An 18,447-nucleotide genomic window follows, 5' to 3' on the forward strand; every position below is an offset into this window, starting at 1 on the left:
TTGCTAGCTCGCGGACAGGCTCAATCGATGATTCGCCGCAATGGTGCACTACCGACTGGATCGCCAGAATTTAGCCCCTATATAGACTCTGACCTTCTCAACTACGGCTACGCACTACTCACCGACGGGCTTGATCTCCTTCAATCGGCGGAAGAAACACGCAACGGCGAAAGCGAGAATCAACTCCGTGTCGCACGTCAAGCTTTCATCCAGAGTTCTTACGCATTGGAAGCCGCGACCCGCAACGCCTCGGAATCTTCCGACTCCGTTTTTCATCGACTCATAGCCGGAGCCGCCAGCCACCTAGGCGGTTACAGCGCGAGGGCCTTTTCGTTGATGAAAGGAAGTCAGGAAACTGGCCAGCTATCGCCGATGGAGGCTACTTTAGCGGACTTGGCAATGCGAGACCTCGATGCCATCGAGGAGAGATCACGACTCATGCGAACCTCGCCGGGGGTAGCGGATGGCGCCCTTCTCGCGTCCCTTTCTGACGACGATCAGCGTCAGACGAGTGGGCTAGGCCCTGTCGCATTGCTGCTCAGCGAAAGCTACCTCTCCGCCGTTTGTGAAGGTCTCTACGCCCTGGAAGTAGCCGACCGCCAACTCTTAGACAGCGCGTTAGCGAGCTTGGATCTGGGTGAACGGGCCGCAATGGACGTCGGTGCTCCCAGCCCGTGGTGGGTGTACAGACTGACCAGAAAAATACTCGAAGATTTGTTCGAAAGCAGCATTAACGAGAACATCCCGGTTGAACCGCCCACGGGCAGTGAGGCAGACGCGACGCGGTGGCGGTACTTGCGCCGTACGTTCGTTGAGGCTCTCTTAGCCCGCAAACGCTCAGAGATTGATCTATGGCCCTCTCAGCTGCGCGTGGTGTCGCGGATCTTCACCGACTCCCGCGATCTCGTAGTCGCACTTCCAACAAGCGCTGGCAAGACTCGCATCGCCGAACTTGCCATTCTCGCGTGTCTGGCAGGAGGAAGACGGATTGTTTATGTAACCCCGCTCCGGGCTCTCTCTGCACAAACAGAGCAGGCACTCACGAAAACGTTCAGCCCTCTCGGCGTTAGAGTTTCCTCCCTCTATGGCAGCGCGGGAATCAGCGATGTTGACGAGGACACCCTGCGGTCTAGTGCCATTGTTGTTGCTACCCCGGAGAAGCTGGATTTTGCGCTTCGCTCCGACCCTACGGTTCTCGACGACATCGGGCTGGTTGTGCTTGATGAAGGGCACATGATCGGCGCCTCTGAACGGGAGGTTCGGTACGAAGCTCAAATACAGCGGCTACTGCGTCGTTCGGACGCTTCTACACGCCGGATAATTTGCCTTTCCGCAGTGTTCCCCTCCGGGCAGGACTTGGAGGACTTTGTTGCTTGGCTTACTGACGATGACCCGCAAGGCCTACACCAAGAGGCTTGGCGTCCAACGCTGCAGCGGTTCGGAGTTGTCGAATGGCGGACTGACCATGCACGTCTGACCATCACGCTCGGACCGGACCAGCCGTTCATCCCACGCTATTTCGAAGCAAGTCGTCCCTCAGGTAGGCGCAAAAATGCCTTTCCCACGAGTCAGCGAGAACTCGTAATCGCCACCGCATGGCGGCTGGTGGAGGAAAGCCAGACAGTCCTCATTTTTTGCCCTCAACGCAACTCGGTCGAGCCCTACGCCCGGGAAATAATCAAATTACACAAGCAAGGTCTGATCACTCCAGTACTGCCCAGCGGTGTTGACATAAGCGCAGCAATGGCAGTGGGCGCCGAATGGTTCGGCGCAGATCACCCAATACTGAAGTGCTTAGAGATGGGCGTCGCAATACACCACGGTGCACTCCCAGGACCATTCCGGAGAGAAGTGGAGAAGCTGCTCCATGAAGGCATTCTGAGGGTTATTGTCGCCTCCCCGACGCTTGCTCAAGGGCTCAATCTGTCTGCCTCGGTAGTGCTATTCCACAGTCTTAAACGCGGTCGAGAAATGCTAAAGGGCTCAGACTTTTCTAATGTTATCGGACGCGCTGGGCGCGCATTTGTTGATACAGAAGGACTAGTTCTCTATCCAATTTTTGAACAAGGATCACAGCAGCGTGAGCAGCTTCGCCAGGACTGGTTGCGGTTGACCGAGGGTGAGGGGGGAAAGGCTCTCAACTCTGGCCTTATCCAGGTTGGCCTAGGGCTGCTTAGGCGGTTGTATACATCGCGAGGCTCCGGGCCCATAGAGCCGTTCCTGGACTACCTCACGGGCGGGCCGGACTGGACTCTTCCTGTTCTTCAGCAAGAACGACCTGAAGATCAATTGACAGCTGCGGAGAAGTGGCGCTCAAACCTCGCTCTGCTTGACATCGGGATTCTGAGCATGATTGGGGACAGCGCTTACGATGTGAACGCAGACGCGGCCACGCAGGTACTTTCCGATGTGCTCGTAAACTCACTGTGGGAGCGCCAACTGCGCCACGTAGAGAGCTCGGCAGCAAGGGCAGTTCGCGAACTGGTGATGGGACGGGTGAGGCATCTATGGCAAACGTCGACGCCATCCCAGCGTCGCGGGTGGTACTTGGCCGGTCTAGGGGCTGAAGCTGGGACGAATCTCTCGGCGGTCTCGGGGCAAGTGATTGAACTCATAGCTCAAGTAGAATACGCCCTCGCAATCGACGATCATGCCGCCGCTGCCGAGGGACTTGTAGAGATCGCAGCTACGGTATTCGGCCTTGATACATTTGCTCCCGAAGTGTCTCTTGACAATTGGGAAGATGTGCTTAGGCAGTGGGTCCGAGGACTAAGCCTGGCTGAACTCAGTGGCGATCGAGTCGCAATGGCCCGATTCGTTGAATCTGACCTTGTCTATAGATTGGTCTGGGGGATGGAAGCCGCGCGTGTGTACGAGGAAGCCCAAGGCAACCTCGTCGCCGATATAGTGACTGGCGCAGCAGTGACGGCAGTCGAAACCGGGACCTTTGCTTGGTCTGCATCGTTGCTTATTCGCTCCGGGTTCGACCACCGACTGGCCGCTATCAATGCCGTGAGCACTACTGATGCCGACTTTGGAGACGTGTCTGGCATGCGCCAATGGATCGACGACCTCGACCCAGAATACGCATGGAACGACGTGTGGCCGAGCAAGGAGGCTCGTTCGGCCTGGCTGAGCTTCGCATCACATGTCCGCCGTCCACAGTTAAAGCAATGGGTCCGCGCGGGCACGGAAACCGTGACTACGACGTGGCTCGGAGATCCTCCTCCCCCAAATTCTTGGCTCAGGATCACGGTACGCGACGCAGACACGATCGACATTTGGTCGCCCGGATTCGAACTCCTAGGCGAGGCAAATGTGCACATCAATCGCGAGCGGCTTGGAATTCTCCGAGCCCAACGACACCCTGATTCCACGGCCATTCGGTTGCTGTATCGCGGGCCTGGAGACCTGCACGCTTAACACCGCCTCAAGACGTTGGGCTCAACTAGCGGCAATCTCCGCACTTCAGGTGTGCTCGCCCCTTCGACGGAAAGTTAGGTGGCGAGCAGCGCTATTCTTCGCTTATTGGGCACCGCGTTACCGCAGTGGACGTATTGAGCCCTCACGTTGAGGCTAGACCTCCGGACACCTTAATCGGTGATGTCCGATCCCCTGCACGACTACTCGTGCATGCTTCAAGGTATGCGCTTGGTATCCCAAACCCCCACCTCCCCACCCACCCCCTTGACTCACACCCCCACCTTCCCTAAACTTTTCATAAAGCAGAATCTAAATTCCACAAAGCGGAAACAGAAGCCAAGCACCAAGGCCAAGACGAAGCACAGAGGAAGATAGATCAAAGCCCCTCCTCGGAAGGACCTACGATGACGTACACAGTGAACTGCTCCATCCTCCTGACGGAGCTGCCCTTGCTCGAGCGCCCCGCCGCCGCGAAGGCAGCCGGTTTTGACGCCGTCGAGTTCTGGTGGCCCTTCGAGACCTCCGTCCCCACCGACGCCCAAGTAACCGAGTTTGAGAACGCCATCAAGGACGCCGGCGTTCAGCTCACGGGCCTGAACTTCAACGCAGGCAACATGCCTGGCGGCGACCGCGGTCTGGTTTCCTGGAAGGGACGTTGCTCCGAGTTCAAGGACAACATCGACGTCGTGGCCGGCATCGGTGAGCGCCTCGGCTGCAAGGCCTTCAACGCCCTCTACGGCAACCGCCAGGACGAGTTCACCCCTGAAGAGCAGGACGAACTCGCCGCCAAGAACCTCGCCGCAGCAGCTGCCGGCGTCGCACGTATTGGCGGAACTGTCCTCCTCGAGCCGGTGAGCGGCGCACCCAAGTACCCGCTCCTCACCGCCGAAGACGCACTCAAGGTCATCGCCCGCGTCAAGGCAGAATCCGGCGCCCAGAACATCAAGCTCCTCGCCGACTTCTACCACCTGGCAGTCAACGGCGACGACGTCGAATCCGTCATCGAGAACCACGCCAAGGACTTCGGCCACATCCAGATCGCCGACAACCCCGGCCGCGGCGCCCCCGGCACCGGCAACCTCCCCCTCGGCGAGTGGATCGCCCGCAGCCGCGAACTCGGCTACGAGGGCTACATCGGTTTGGAATACAAGGAACCGCAGGAGACGGCATTCAGCTGGGCCATCCGCCAGCGCGCCAACGCCAATTAAGCACCCGGCTCAACAAGCACACCTGAGCTAAAAAGACTTTCAGAAAGAGAACCACTATGAGCAACGTTGCAGTCATCGGACTCGGAATCATGGGCCTGCCCATGGCCATCAACCTCGTCAAGGCCGGCCACACGGTCACCGGCTTCAACCGCAGCCAGGACAAGATCGACAAGCTCGTCTCCGAAGGCGGCCAGGGTGCCAGCTCCATCGCGGAGGCAGTCAAGGACGCCGACGTCGTCATCACCATGGTCCCGGACTCCCCCGATGTTGAGGGTGTCGTCACGGGTAAGGACGGCGTCTTCGCCAACGCGAAGAAGGGCACCCTCTGGATCGATGCATCCAGCATCCGCCCGGACGTCGCCAAGCGCCTCTCCGAAGAAGCCGTAGCAGCCGGCATCCGCCCCCTCGACGCTCCCGTGTCCGGTGGCGAACAGGGCGCCATCGACGCCGTCCTGTCCATCATGGTCGGCGGCGACGCGGCAGACTTCGAGGCAGCACAGGACGTCCTCAACGCAGTGGGCAAGACCATCGTCCACGTCGGCCCGTCCGGTTCCGGCCAGACCGTCAAGGCAGCCAACCAGCTCATCGTCGCGGTCAACATCCAGGTCCTCGGCGAGGCCATCGCCTTCCTTGAGGCCTACGGCGTCGACACCGACGCAGCACTGAAGGTCCTCGGCGGCGGCTTGGCCGGCTCCAAGGTCCTGGACCAGAAGGGTCAGAAGATGCTCGACCGCAATTTCGATCCCGGCTTCCGCCTCGCCCTCCACCACAAGGACCTGGGCATCGTCACCTCCGCAGCCCGCGAAGCCAACGTCGCCGTCCCGCTCGGCGCCGTGGTCGCACAGCTCGTCGCCGCAACCGTCAACCAGGGCGACGGCGGCCTGGACCACTCGGGCCTCTTCAAGCAGGTCCTCCAGCTCAGCGGCCGCAAGTAAGGCACTAAGCAACACAAAGCAGGGAACCCGCCGTCGTACCTAAATAACGACGGCGGCTCCCTCACCACACCCTTTTTCCGCCCCCAACGCGGGGCGAACCCAAGATTTCAAGGAGTACACCATGGCTAAGATGCGCACCGTTGACGCGGCAGTCGCCATCCTGGAAAAGGAAGGCGCCACCGAGGCGTTCGGCCTGCCAGGCGCAGCAATCAACCCCTTCTACTCGGCAATGCGTGCCCACGGCGGCATCCGCCACACGCTGGCCCGCCACGTTGAAGGCGCCAGCCACATGGCCGACGGCTACAGCCGAGCAGCTGATGGCAACATCGGCATCTGCATCGGCACCTCGGGCCCCGCCGGCACGGACATGATCACCGGCCTGTACGCAGCCCAGGCCGACTCGATCCCCATGCTCTGCATCACCGGCCAGGCACCTGTTGCCAAGCTGCACAAGGAAGACTTCCAGGCTGTGGACATCGAGTCCATCGCCAAGCCGGTCACCAAGTTCGCCATGACCATCCTGGAACCGGGCCAGGTTCCCGGTGCTTTCCAGAAGGCCTTCCAGGTAATGCGTTCGGGTCGCCCGGGCCCGGTTCTGCTGGACCTGCCCATCGACGTTCAGATGGCCGAGATCGAGTTCGACATCGACGCCTACGAGCCCCTGCCGGTGGAGAAGCCCAAGGCTTCCCGCAAGCAGCTGGAAAAGGCCCTGGACATGCTGACCGCGGCCCAGCACCCGCTGATCGTTGCCGGCGGCGGCATCATCAACGCCGGCGCTTCGGCCCAGCTGGTTGAGCTGGCCGAGATCCTGAACGTGCCGGTGATCCCCACGCTGATGGGCTGGGGCGCCATCCCCGACGACCACCAGCTGATGGCCGGCATGGTTGGCCTGCAGACCTCGCACCGCTACGGCAACGAGACCTTCCTGCAGAGCGACTTCGTGATCGGCATCGGCAACCGTTGGGCCAACCGCCACACCGGCGGCCTGGAAACCTACACGGCCGGCCGCAAGTTCGTGCACATCGACATCGAGCCGACGCAGATCGGCCGCGTTTTCTCGCCGGACCTGGGCATTGCGTCCGACGCCGGTGCGGCGCTGGACGGTCTGCTGGAGCTGGCCCGCGAACGCCAGGCAGCAAAGACCCTGCCGGACTACTCGGGCTGGGTTGCCGAGTGCCAGGAGCGCAAGGGCTCCCTGCACCGCAAGACCAACTTCGACAACGTGCCCATCAAGCCGCAGCGCGTGTACCAGGAGATGAACAAGGCTTTCGGCCGCGACACCACCTACGTGTCCACCATCGGTCTGTCGCAGATCGCCGGCGCGCAGATGCTGCACGTGTTCGGTGCCCGCAAGTGGATCAACGCAGGCCAGGCCGGCCCGCTGGGCTGGACCGCTCCGGCAGCACTCGGCGTGGTTCGTGGCACCCCGGACGCCACCGTTGTGGCCCTGTCCGGTGACTACGATTTCCAGTTCATGATCGAGGAACTGGCCGTGGGCGCACAGTTCAACCTGCCGTACATCCACGTTGTGGTGAACAACAGCTATCTGGGCCTGATCCGTCAGAGCCAGCGCGGCTTCAACATGGAGCAGAACGTTTCCCTGGCCTTCGAGAACATCAACAGCCCGGAGACCAACGGCTACGGCGTTGACCACATCAAGGTTGCCGAGGGCTTGGGCTGCAAGGCCATCCGCGTTGAGAACCCGAACGACATGCCTGCCGCATTCGACAAGGCCAAGGCACTTATGGGCGAGTTCAAGGTTCCCGTGGTTGTTGAAGTGATCCTGGAAAAGATCACCAACATCTCCATGGGCGTTGAGATCAACGGCGTGAACGAGTTCGAAGAGCTGGCCGAGACGGCTGCGGACGCCCCCACGGCGATCCTGGCCAAGGCCTAACAGCCGCACACGGCCGCAAACGGCCCAAAGGCCGCCACGGCCAAACGAAACACACTAAAGGAGGCACCGGAATGCGTGTGGTCATCGCCCCGGACAAATTCAAGGGCTCGCTGTCCGCGCCCGAGGTCGCCGAGCACCTGGCAACAGGTCTGCTCGCCGGCTTCGGCACCAGCGGCATCGAGACAACACGCATTCCGGTGGCCGACGGCGGCGAAGGAACCATCGACGCCGCCATCGGCTCCGGCTTCACCCGCCGGACCACCACGGTCACCGGCCCGCTCGGCCAAGCTGTCAAAGCGGATTTCGCAGTCAAAAACACAGAAGCCGTGATCGAAATGGCAGCCGCTTCCGGTTTGGCCCTCCTCCCGGAAGGCCCCACGAGCGAAACCGCGAAGACGGCCACCAGCATCGGCACGGGTGAACTCATCCGCGCCGCCCTGGACCTCGGCTGCCGCAAGATCATCCTGGGCGTTGGAGGCAGCGCCAACACCGACGCCGGAGCCGGAGTCCTGCAGGGCCTCGGTGCCGTCTTCCTCGATGGGAACGGCAACGAGCTCCCCGGCGGCGGTGCCGCCCTCGCCCAGCTGAAGAGCATCGACTTCGCCAACTTCGATGTCCGCATCGAGGCAACAGAGTTCGTATTGGCGTCCGACGTCGACAATCCCCTTTTGGGGGCCAGCGGAGCCCCAGCCATCTTCGGCCCGCAAAAAGGCGCGACGCCGGACGACGTCGCCGAACTGGACAGGGCACTACAAAACTTCGTCGACGTCCTCGCAGCAACCACCGGACCGGACGCCAAATATGCAGCCAAGGCACCGGGCGCAGGCGCTGCCGGCGGCGTCGGCTACATTGCCATCGCGGCCCTGAAGGCAGAGCGGCGGCCGGGCATCGACGTCGTACTTGAATTCACTGAACTCGAACAGAAACTGAAGGGCGCCGACCTGGTGATCACCGGCGAAGGCAGCCTGGACGAACAGAGCCTCCTGGGCAAGACGCCAATGGGCGTCAGCCGGGCGGCAGCAAAAGCCGGGGTACCCGTGATCGCAGTCTGCGGCCGGAGTACCCTGAGCCGGGAACAACTCACGGATGCCGGATTCCATACGGTCCACGCTTTGACGGACCTGGAAGAAGATGTCCAGAAATGTATCGCTGAAGCAGGTCCGTTGCTTGAACAATTAGGAAAGCACATAGGCGTGTACCTGGCGGAACGGACCGAAAACAAGGAGTACCTCAATGTCTGAAGCATTCGGCGCCTATGACCTCGTTATCCGGGGCCAGCGCATTCTCACCACGGCCGGCATCGCACCCCGCGAGGTTGGCATCCGCGACGGCGTCATCGTCGCCATTGAGCCCCTGGGCAACGGCCTGACGGGTACAGAGGTCATCCACCTCGCCGACGACGAGACCCTGATCCCCGGCCTCGTGGACACCCACGTCCACGTCAACGAGCCCGGCCGCACCGAATGGGAAGGCTTCGCATCGGCCACCCGTGCAGCCGCAGCCGGCGGTGTCACCACCATCATCGACATGCCGCTCAACAGCATCCCGCCCACCACCAGCGTGGACGGCCTGGAGCAGAAGCGCGTGGTCGCCAAGGACCAGGCGTTCGTTGACGTTGGGTTCTGGGGCGGTGCCATCCCCGGCAACAAGGCCGACCTCCGCCCGCTCCACGACGAAGGCGTTTTTGGCTTCAAGTGCTTCCTCCTCCACTCCGGCGTGGACGAGTTCCCGCACCTGGACGCGGACGAGATGGAAGAGGACATGAAGGAACTGAAGTCCTTCGACTCCCTCATGATCGTCCACGCCGAGGACTCCCACGCGATCGACCGCGCCCCGCACCCCGGCGGCGACCACTACGAGACCTTCCTCGCCTCCCGCCCGCGCGGCGCCGAGAACAAGGCCATCGCCGAGGTCATCGAACGCGCCCGCTGGACCGGCGCACGCGCCCACATCCTGCACCTCTCCTCCTCCGACGCACTGCCCATGATCGCTTCGGCAAAGCGCGACGGCGTCAACCTCACCGTTGAGACGTGCCCGCACTACCTGACGCTCATGGCCGAGGAAATCCCGGACGGCGCCACGGCCTACAAGTGCTGCCCGCCCATCCGCGAAGCCTCCAACCGCGAGCTCCTGTGGAAGGGCCTGCAGGACGGCACCATCGACTGCATCGTCTCGGACCACTCCCCCTCCACACTGGATCTGAAGGATCTGGAAAACGGTGACTTCGCTGTTGCCTGGGGCGGCGTTTCCTCCCTCCAGCTGGGCCTGTCCCTGATCTGGACCGAAGCACGCCACCGCGGCATCTCCCTGGAGCAGGTTGTTGCCTGGATGTCGGAGAAGCCCGCCGCCCTGGCCCGCCTGCACAACAAGGGCCAGCTAGCTTTGGGATACGACGCCGACTTCTCGATCTTCGCCCACGACGACGCCTATGTGGTGGACGTCAAGAAGCTCAAGCATAAGAACCCGATCACCCCCTACGACGGCCGCCCGCTCTCCGGCGTCGTCCGCAAGACCTACCTGCGGGGCTCGGAAATCGACTTCCAGAACCCCGGCGGCAAGCTGATCCGCCGCGGTAACGTTTAGGACCCACCGCCATGGCAGTCAATGCCTACGGTCCACCGCCGGCACGGTTCCCGGGACGCCAAGCACGTCCCGGGGCCGCGCGGCGGCAGGGCCCCACACCACAGGGACTCACCTCCCCGGCTCTCACCGCCCACGGCCTGGCCCTTTGGGTCAACCCGGCCGAGGGCGACCCCGTGGACCCCGAAATCTGGGAACGGGCAGCACGCCTTGTGCTTGCCCGGGCCATGAAACTTGCTCCGGAGGCGGAAGTCCGCATCTGGCCCGCCCCCGGAGCAGAGCACTCCGGCGTCGGCGGCACTTCCTGGGGCGGCACTCCGCAGGAAACCGCCGACGCCGGTGACCACCTTTCCGGATCACGTTCCGTCTCGCTCGCGGACGCCCTCGCCGACGATTCGGAAGCAAGCGAAGCCAGCGGCAGCACCGCCGTCGAGCCCGTAACGTTGGCCGCCCGGCGCAGCCAGCTTGCAATCGACCTCGCCGCTGAAGTAGTCCTGCTGGACGGTGAGCCGGTTGCCTTTACCGGCATGGAATACAAGCTGTTGCGCTACCTCGTGGTGAACTGCTCCCGGGCTATTTCACGTGAAGAATTGCAACGCTTCCTGGAGTCATTTGACCTCCCGGGCGCGGCTTTCCGCTCGATCGACGTTTATGTTGGAAGAGTGCGGCGCAAGCTTGGCAATGCCCGCTACACCGTCTCCACCGTCCGTGGTGGTGGCTACCAGTTCGTGCCCGGCCCTTATGCCACGGTGCGCGGACCCGCGGAATACAGCATCTGATTTTGTTGTTCTACATCTCGATTCCGCTTTTTTGTATGACCAAACGCCGGTGCACACCGGTTGAACGTAAAGGATCGCCATGACCCAGAAACTCCTCGTCGGAACGCAAGCACCTGATTTCGCGCTTCTCGACGCCGACGGCACCAAGGTCTCGCTGTCCGACTACCGCGGACGCAACGTGATTGTGTACTTCTACCCGCAGGCCGCCACCCCCGGCTGCACCACGGAGGCCTGCGACTTCCGTGACAACCTGGCCTCCCTCCAGGGCAAGGGCTACGAAGTCCTGGGCATCTCCCCGGACGCTCCCGAGGCACTGGCCTCCTTCACGGGCGACTTCGCCCTGACGTTCCCGCTGCTCTCCGACGAGGACCACGCTGTGGCCCTTGCCTACGGTGCCTGGGGCGAGAAGCTGGTCAACGGCGAGATCGTCGAGGGCCTGGTCCGCTCCACCGTCGTCCTGGACGGCGAAGGCAAGGTCAAGCTCACCCAGTACCAGGTCAGCGCCCAGGGCCACGTCCAGGCTCTCCGCGAAGAACTCGGCGTCTAACCCTCTCTCACCGAACCCCCCTCCCTGGGGAACCCTCTCTCACCTAACTGAACAACATTTGTAACGCCCGCTCGCGCAATGTGAGCGGGCGTTCATGTTGGTTGACTAAACGTGACAAAACCCCTTGGACATTAGTTTATGGAGCCATGGTCTCAACCTCGCCCCAACGCCATGCCGTAGTCGTCGAAGATGACGAAGACATCCGTGGCCTCCTCGTGGTGGTCCTCGAACAACTCGACTTCATCGTTACCGAAGCCCCGGACGGATTGACCGGCGTCGAGGCCGTGAAAAACACCAACGCCGAACTGATCACGCTGGACATCAACCTCCCGGACATCGACGGCATGGAAGTGTGCCGCAGGGTCCGTGAATTCTCCGATGCCTACGTCCTGATGCTCACCGCCCGCGCCGACGAACTGGACCGCCTCACAGGCCTGGACACCGGCGCCGACGACTACCTCACCAAGCCCTTCAGCCCCAAGGAACTCCAGGCCCGCATCAGGGCCCTTTTCCGCCGCGCACGCACGCCCGCCCAGCCTACGGAAGACCCGCGCCAAAGCGACGAACTCGCGCGCGCCGCCGTCGTACAAAAGAGCCTCCTGCCGCAAGAGAAGGTGCGGCTGGACGATTACGACGTCGGCGGGTCCTTCCGCCCGTCGCGCAGCGTGGGTGGGGACTTCTACGACTGGTACCAAACCGCCGACGGCATGCATCTCACGTTCGCCGACGCCATGGGGAAGGGCATGGGCGCTGCGCTCATCGCCGCTACGGTACGGGCAGTGATGCGCTCCGTGGCCGACAACCCAGCGATCGACGCGGCTTTCGCCTCCGCGGGGGCCACGATCGCCTCGGACCTGGACCAGTCGGGCTCGTTCGTGACCATGTTCCACGCGCGGCTGGACAGCGCTTCCGGTCGGCTCAGCTATATCGACGCCGGTCATGGACTTGGGCTGCACATCCCCGCCGAGGGTGCCGCCCGCCGGCTGGTTTCAGCGGGTCCGCCCGTGGGAATCCTCGAAGACGAGGTCTGGCCCGCAGCCCAACTCACCCTGGAGCCAGGCGACTCGCTGGTGATCGTCAGCGACGGAATCCTGGACGCCCACGCTTCGCTGGAGGACTTCATCCGGAACGTGGAGAAGTCAGCCCGCAACGCGGGAAGCTCGGAGGAAATCTGTGCCGCCCTTCTGGAACTGGCACCGGCCGCCACGGCGGAAGACGACGTGACCGCCGTCGTGGTTCGACGGAAACCAACCGGTCAGTAAGCCACCAAAGGGGGATCGTGACTCGTTTCTGGACTCGTTTGATCGTTGTCCTCACCGTTATCCTCGGCGTGAACTACGTCGCTTGGCGGTGGTTGGCCTCGCTGAACTGGGAGGCGTGGTGGATCGCCGTTCCGCTGGTCATCGCCGAGACGTACAGCCTCATTGAAGTGATGCTGTTCGGGTTGACGGTGTGGAACCTCAAGATCCGCAAGCCGCCACCCCCTGCCCCGGCTGATGCCACCGTGGACGTCTTCATCACCACGTACAACGAGCCGTTCGACCTGGTGATGACCACGGCATTGGCGGCCAAGGAGATCCGCTGGCCGCACAGCACCTGGATTCTCGACGACGGCAACCGGCCAGAGATGCGCGAACTCGCCGAAGCCAGCGGGATCGGTTACGTCACGCGCACCGCGGACTGGACACCGGACATGCCGCGCCACGCCAAAGCCGGCAACCTGAACAACGCGCTCATGCTCACCTCGGGCGAGTACCTGCTGATTCTCGACGCCGACCAGATCCCCGAGCCGGACATCCTGGACAAGACGCTGGGGTACTTCAACGACGATCGCGTTGCCTTGGTCCAGACACCCCAGTACTTCATCAACGTCCCCGCCGACGATCCGCTGGGCAGCCAGGCTCCCCTGTTCTACGGACCCATCCAGCAGGGCAAGGACGGTTGGAACGCGGCGTTCTTCTGCGGCTCCAACGCCATCCTGCGCCGCGAAGCCCTCATGCAGCTGGGCCTGGTGGGCTACGTGAAAGCCACGGAGCAAAGCATCAAGCGTGCCCTCGCGGCCTCCAAGCAGGCCATCAAGAAGGCCCGCCGCTCCCCCGAGGCCGGGAACCCGCTGGTGGAGCAGATGCTGAACGAGGTGGAGGCTGCAACCAACACCGCCCAACAGGAACTCGAAGCCCGCGTATCCCTCAGCGAGATCACGTACCGCGTGCGTCGCAAGGTGGATGAGGCCGTTCGGACGCTCGTGGCCGCGGACTTCTCCGCGCTGCAGGCCGACCTTGAGGAAATCGCCGCGATGGAACTCGCGCACGTCGGCGAAGGCGGCGTGACCACCGTGGCGAGTGACGCCGTCGACCGTATGTCCGGGCGCGACTGGTCACCGCTGGGTGCGCTGGAATCCGTCCACGCGGTCCTCGACGCCATCTCCGTGGAGCGCACCGACGAAGCACAGCCCATCATGCCGCTGGCCACCATCTCCGTCACGGAGGACATGGCCACCGCAATGCGCCTGCATGGACTGGGCTGGAAGAGCGTGTACCACCACGAGATCCTCGCCAACGGGCTGGCCCCGGAAGACCTCAAGACCATGCTCACCCAGCGGCTGCGTTGGGCCCAGGGCACCATGCAGGTCCTCCTCCGGGAAAACCCGCTGGTGCAACGCAACCTCACATGGGGACAGCGGCTCATGTACTTCTCAACCATGTGGAGCTACCTGAGCGGCTTCGCAGCCGTGGTCTACTTCGCCGCGCCCATCATCTACCTGACACTCGGCATCCTGCCTGTCAGCAGCCTCAGCTTCGACTTCTTCGTCCGCTTCATCCCGTTCATGGTGGTGAACCAACTGCTCTTCCTGGTGGCCGGTCACGGCATCCCCACCTGGCGCGGCCAGCAGTACAGCCTCGCGCTGTTCCCCACCTGGATCAAGTCATGTACGACGGCGGCACGCAACGTCTGGTTCGGGCGTCCCCTTGGGTTTGCGGTCACCCCTAAGGCACGCCAGAGCGGCGGACCGAGTTGGAGCCTCATCCGGCCGCAAATCATTGTGGCCGTGCTGCTGGCAGTGGCGCTGGTGGTTGGCGTTGCCCGGCTCCTGACCGGACTCTCGGAGCCGCTGGGAACACTGGTCAACGTGGCCTGGGTGGCCTTCGACCTGGTGGTCCTGAGCGTGCTGGTGAAGGCAGTTTTGTACAAGGGATTCGTCCCCGAAGATGTTGGGTCCGTTGGGCCCGGAAGCCCCGAGGAGAGGAATGGCGATGCAGTTCAGCTATGAGGTCAAAAACAACTACGCGGAAGTGAAAGGTGTTGGCCGCCTGAACATGGTGGCCGCGCCGAAGCTCCGCGAGGTGGTCAATGAGGTTGTCGCCGCCGGATCAAGCCGTGTGGTGGTTAACCTGGCCGAGACCGATTTCATGGATTCGTCTGGCCTCGGAGCCTTGATCGGTTGCCTCAAGGCCGCACGCCAGGCCGGCGGGGACCTGCGCATCGCCGCAGTCCAGCCCCAGGTGAAGATGGTGCTGGAGCTGACCAATATGGACCGGGTCCTCACGGCCTACCCCACCGCCGAGGAAGCGTTCGGCGATGAGTGACGTCATTGCCCGCCGGGGGTACCACGGTCCGTCCAACGACGAAGCAATCGAAGCCATCCATAACGAACTCGATGCCCTGTGGGACGATGCGTCCTTCGTGCCGGACATGGACCGGATGACGTTCGCTACCGCCGTGATCGAATCGGCTGCGAACATCGTGCAACACGCCGAGCCCGTGGCCGAGGAGCCCGTGGAAATCGACGTGGAGATCGGCGTGTGGCCGACCCGGCTGGTTGCACGGGTCAGCGCCCATCATGCCCGGGAGCCGTTCGCCGACGATATGCAGGCCTCCATGCCCGATTCGGAGGCGGAATCGGGACGTGGGCTCGCGCTGATCGAGGCCCTGGTGACCACGGTGACGTTCGAACGCCAGGACGGCACCAACACCTGGATCCTGACCCGCAACACCTGACCCCCTCCCCCAGCCCTCTCTCACCGAATCGCCCCTTCCCACCAACCCTCTCTCACCGAATCGCCCCTTCCCACCAACCCTCTCTCACCGAATCGCCCCTTCCCACCAGCCTCTCTCACCGAATCGCCCCTTCCCACCAGCCTCTCTCACCCGGGTGCGTGGGCCTTTCTCCCCATGGCGACGCGTACGGCGGGTATGAAAGCATGCGGTGATGGCCGCCGTCGTGCCTTAATCCGAACTGGGGAAACCATGCGCCGCACTTCACCGGGAGCGTTGTTCCTGACCGTCGTCCTGACAAGCGTCACGTTGGCCGGGTGCACGGCGGCCACGGACGGACCCACCCGCACACCGAGCAGCGCCCCGCCCATCACGGCGGGCCCCGAGCCGGTGGACCAGAGCCTGGCAAAGTATGATTCCCTGCGCGCTGACCTGATTGCGGCATTGGAGGAGAAACTGCCCGGCATCACTTGGAGCGTGGACAACGAGACCAGTTTGGCGAAGTCCACGGACGGTCGCTGCATCCTCCAAACTGCCAGCATGAAGAGCAGCGCGGACATCGTCAAAGCGTCCAACAACTTCGAGGATGTTTTCGCCGCAGGCGACCCCGTCCTGGCCCAGCACGGCTTCCCCGCCTTCGGCGGAACGGACGATGTACCGGGTGGCTGGGTGGTCGCCCGTAGTACAAACGGATCGGGGTCCACGGTGACCATCGAGTCGAAGAGCCCAGCCTACCTCTCGGTCACTGCGCCGGTGGACTCGCCGAACTGCGATTCCGCGGAGATTCCCGCAGGCTGACAGGGAACGTCTAAGCATCGCCTCGGCACTGAGGGGGATAGGGTGACCCTGGCGACAGCTAAGCAGGGCATGCAGCCGTGGTTCGATGGCGTCAAAGTAGGCGTGGTCAAGATCGGCCTATCGGAGGGCGCACCCGCCATCCAGGTGTGGATCCGCACGACCGGTCACGCCCGGAAACAGGCTTTCCGCGAAGGCCAGTGGGTGGTCCTACCCCTACCGGGTGCGGGAATCCTGCGGATTAAATCATCAACCCCACCGCCCTGAACACGCCTGCGGTCGCGGTTTTAGCGTACGACGGCGGTCAGCGCAGCCATTGACGGTCGGCACCTTCAGGGTCTTTCCGTAAGACAGAACTACGATTGTGCACGTATTGCTTTGAGCAAGTCGGCGGCCAGAATCGACACTGACATGGACACGAGTTCTGGATCCCCCAATCCTTCTTCAGCACGGCCCGCCATCAGGGACCCAATGGCCTCCGGACCCGGAGCAAAAACCATCTGAAAGTACTCGATGGCCTCCCTGGTAGCCTCCACGCTGACGGAGTCTGCCAGGAGCCGATTAAAACCGTCGGCCAGGTCGCCAGTGTCAATGGCACGAAGGATGCGGTATGCGTCGTGGGCGTCCTTGTCCAGCAGGCGGTGCGGGGTGTCGATCCGCTCAGCAATCTTGTGCAGCTTCGCTACAAGGAGAGCGGCCGCACTTGCCACCTTTACTTTTGCGACACGACTATCTTCGGCAGCAAGCGCTGGGACATCGAGAAGACCATGGTCCACAAGCGCCGCCTCGAGTCCACGGGCTCGACGAGTCGCGCGCCTGTCATGTGGAGGTATCCTGGCACCGCGTGTGCCTGCTCCTGCAAAACTTTCCGGAACCATAAGGTCAACGGGAATGCCGTCCAGGCTTATCCAGGCACCCGGTTGACCAGTCGCCGACGGTACAAAACCTGCGAGCCTCATGGCATTTTCGAGAAGTGGATCGTCCCCGAGCAGCCGGGGGTCAACTGCAACGTCGCTGTCCTTCGTAGCTTCCGCCAAAGCTACATCAATGCCTCCAGTCCTCAGATAAACGGCCTGGGCACCGATAACGATGACCGCATCACTGTGCTCATGCAGCGCCTCGAGCGCATCCAAAAGCACCGAACGAGCGCGGATCAGCAAATCTTCGCCGCTACCTCCAGAACTGTTCATTGCGCACCATCCAATCAATGAGCTCTTCCGCCTCTGAGGGAGCCCGCCCTGGCCCTGTAATGAGGTCAACAGCGACCTGTGCAGGTGCCGCCAGCCTGAGCCCATCTTGTCGGATTCTGGCCCCCTTCAGTGCAACGGCGTATGCCGGTTTAGCCAGTAGGACGTTCACACCCGATTCTGTTGGGCGGAGCCCCCACTCCTCCGCAGCTCTCTGGGGATCAACTGTGTAAATCATGGCCGATCGGGCTGGCGCGTTAGCCGCCCAATGCGCAGCAGCTATGGAGCCTGTCACAGCGTAATCCTGTACGGTGCTTGTACGCGCTCGGTTTAGCAGGTCTTCCAGCCCGCGTGGTGCTATCCAGCGCGTTATCATGTTGGATTTCTGAAATTGATAATCGAGGCTCCACCTCCGAAGCAGGGCAGGCCAGTCCGGGCAACTCAAGAACCCATTCGGGGTTCTCTGGACGAGTTCTTCGGCCTCAAGAAACTCGATCACCCGATATACGGAACCAGTTGATGCTCCGGATTCAGAGACAAGTTCACGAATCTTCCAGGGCCCACTTCTGTCCAGCATCGCGCGGACTACTTTTGCTGCAGGCTCCCCCTTCAAAGTTCCTCGTGGTCGGCCCCTTCCCCTCCACGGATCCGCATTATCGCCTTTATCCGACACGAACAGAGCAGGTGACTCCGTGCGCAACAGAATGTTGCCTGTTGCGTCAGCATAGGAGAGGTCAGACTGAGCCAGTCGGTCGCGAACCGATGGCGGCAAGTATCGCGCAACTACCATTCCAATTGACTCACCAAGTTTCAGGTACCGTTCGAGATGTTCCTCAAACGGCGATATATCCCGGACGTCCACCAAGCGCTTAGCGTGAACAAGAATCTTTGTCTGCGTACCGTCTGGGGCACGAAGAAGAAAATAGGAGTCCGGACGCCGGCCGTCGGACAGGACTTGCAGTTCCAATGACCAGCTTCGCGGGATACGCTCACGAAGAAGAGCCTCCGCTATCGTGGGCAGTTCAGCCTCGGTGGGAGGTGCGTCCAACGCCTTCACTGCATGCATGTTCAGATAATATGCCTTTTCCGCTGGCGGCGGA

The 18,447-nt window shown here is 62.4% G+C and carries 15 protein-coding genes and 1 pseudogene; 14 read left to right on the plus strand and 2 right to left on the minus strand.

Annotated features, from left to right (window positions below; genetic code table 11):
- Positions 1-27 precede the first annotated feature (27 nt).
- From ACIQTZ_RS13285 to ACIQTZ_RS13350, 14 genes and pseudogenes are all read left to right on the plus strand, one after another.
- Positions 28-3,423: a DEAD/DEAH box helicase gene (locus ACIQTZ_RS13285; RefSeq protein WP_402981421.1), complete on the plus strand. Its 3,396-nt coding sequence runs from the start codon at positions 28-30 to the stop codon at positions 3,421-3,423.
- Between the two features lie 404 nt (positions 3,424-3,827).
- On the plus strand, positions 3,828-4,631 hold the full coding sequence (locus ACIQTZ_RS13290; protein ID WP_402981424.1) for a hydroxypyruvate isomerase family protein: 804 nt from the start codon (positions 3,828-3,830) through the stop codon (positions 4,629-4,631).
- 38 nt (positions 4,632-4,669) lie between these two features.
- Positions 4,670-5,566, plus strand: a pseudogene (locus ACIQTZ_RS13295) (2-hydroxy-3-oxopropionate reductase); the annotation flags it as partial.
- 121 nt (positions 5,567-5,687) lie between these two features.
- Positions 5,688-7,463, plus strand: a complete 1,776-nt coding sequence (gene gcl / locus ACIQTZ_RS13300) for a glyoxylate carboligase (protein WP_397323476.1) — start codon at positions 5,688-5,690, stop codon at positions 7,461-7,463.
- A gap of 71 nt (positions 7,464-7,534) precedes the next feature.
- Positions 7,535-8,704: a glycerate kinase gene (locus ACIQTZ_RS13305; RefSeq protein WP_397323478.1), complete on the plus strand. Its 1,170-nt coding sequence runs from the start codon at positions 7,535-7,537 to the stop codon at positions 8,702-8,704.
- A complete protein-coding gene (gene allB / locus ACIQTZ_RS13310) occupies positions 8,697-10,046 on the plus strand; it encodes an allantoinase AllB (RefSeq protein ID WP_402981427.1) in 1,350 nt (449 codons plus the stop codon). The genes ACIQTZ_RS13305 and allB overlap by 8 nt, the downstream gene beginning before the upstream one ends.
- A gap of 11 nt (positions 10,047-10,057) precedes the next feature.
- A complete protein-coding gene (locus ACIQTZ_RS13315) occupies positions 10,058-10,822 on the plus strand; it encodes a winged helix-turn-helix domain-containing protein (protein ID WP_402981430.1) in 765 nt (254 codons plus the stop codon).
- A 79-nt stretch (positions 10,823-10,901) separates the two neighbouring features.
- Complete coding sequence (gene bcp, locus ACIQTZ_RS13320) at positions 10,902-11,369, plus strand: thioredoxin-dependent thiol peroxidase (protein ID WP_400336494.1); 468 nt, start codon at positions 10,902-10,904, stop codon at positions 11,367-11,369.
- Between the two features lie 146 nt (positions 11,370-11,515).
- On the plus strand, positions 11,516-12,631 hold the full coding sequence (locus ACIQTZ_RS13325) for a PP2C family protein-serine/threonine phosphatase (protein ID WP_402981433.1): 1,116 nt from the start codon (positions 11,516-11,518) through the stop codon (positions 12,629-12,631).
- Positions 12,632-12,648: 17 nt separating this feature from the next.
- Positions 12,649-14,640: a glycosyltransferase family 2 protein gene (locus tag ACIQTZ_RS13330; protein ID WP_402981436.1), complete on the plus strand. Its 1,992-nt coding sequence runs from the start codon at positions 12,649-12,651 to the stop codon at positions 14,638-14,640.
- Positions 14,624-14,956: an STAS domain-containing protein gene (locus tag ACIQTZ_RS13335; RefSeq protein WP_400336502.1), complete on the plus strand. Its 333-nt coding sequence runs from the start codon at positions 14,624-14,626 to the stop codon at positions 14,954-14,956. The genes ACIQTZ_RS13330 and ACIQTZ_RS13335 overlap by 17 nt, the downstream gene beginning before the upstream one ends.
- Entirely contained in the window at positions 14,949-15,368 is a 420-nt protein-coding gene (locus tag ACIQTZ_RS13340; protein ID WP_402981439.1) for an ATP-binding protein, read from the plus strand. Before ACIQTZ_RS13335 ends, ACIQTZ_RS13340 begins: the two co-directional genes overlap by 8 nt.
- A 249-nt stretch (positions 15,369-15,617) precedes the next feature.
- Complete coding sequence (locus tag ACIQTZ_RS13345; RefSeq protein WP_402981442.1) at positions 15,618-16,163, plus strand: hypothetical protein; 546 nt, start codon at positions 15,618-15,620, stop codon at positions 16,161-16,163.
- Positions 16,164-16,205: 42 nt separating this feature from the next.
- Positions 16,206-16,427 (plus strand): hypothetical protein, encoded by a 222-nt coding sequence (locus tag ACIQTZ_RS13350; RefSeq protein WP_402981445.1) that lies wholly within the window; start codon positions 16,206-16,208, stop codon positions 16,425-16,427.
- 89 nt (positions 16,428-16,516) lie between these two features.
- Here the strand turns inward: ACIQTZ_RS13350 and ACIQTZ_RS13355 are convergent, their stop codons facing one another.
- Complete coding sequence (locus ACIQTZ_RS13355; protein ID WP_402981448.1) at positions 16,517-17,350, minus strand: hypothetical protein; 834 nt, start codon at positions 17,348-17,350, stop codon at positions 16,517-16,519.
- Positions 17,331-18,413 carry a hypothetical protein gene (locus ACIQTZ_RS13360; RefSeq protein ID WP_402981451.1) on the minus strand — a complete coding sequence of 361 codons (1,083 nt, stop codon included), beginning with the start codon at positions 18,411-18,413 and terminating at the stop codon, positions 17,331-17,333. The genes ACIQTZ_RS13355 and ACIQTZ_RS13360 overlap by 20 nt, the downstream gene beginning before the upstream one ends.
- Positions 18,414-18,447: the final 34 nt, after the last annotated feature.

This window comes from Paenarthrobacter sp. NPDC090520 (genome assembly GCF_044769205.1).
In the GTDB taxonomy this organism is placed as follows: Bacteria; Actinomycetota; Actinomycetes; order Actinomycetales; family Micrococcaceae; genus Arthrobacter.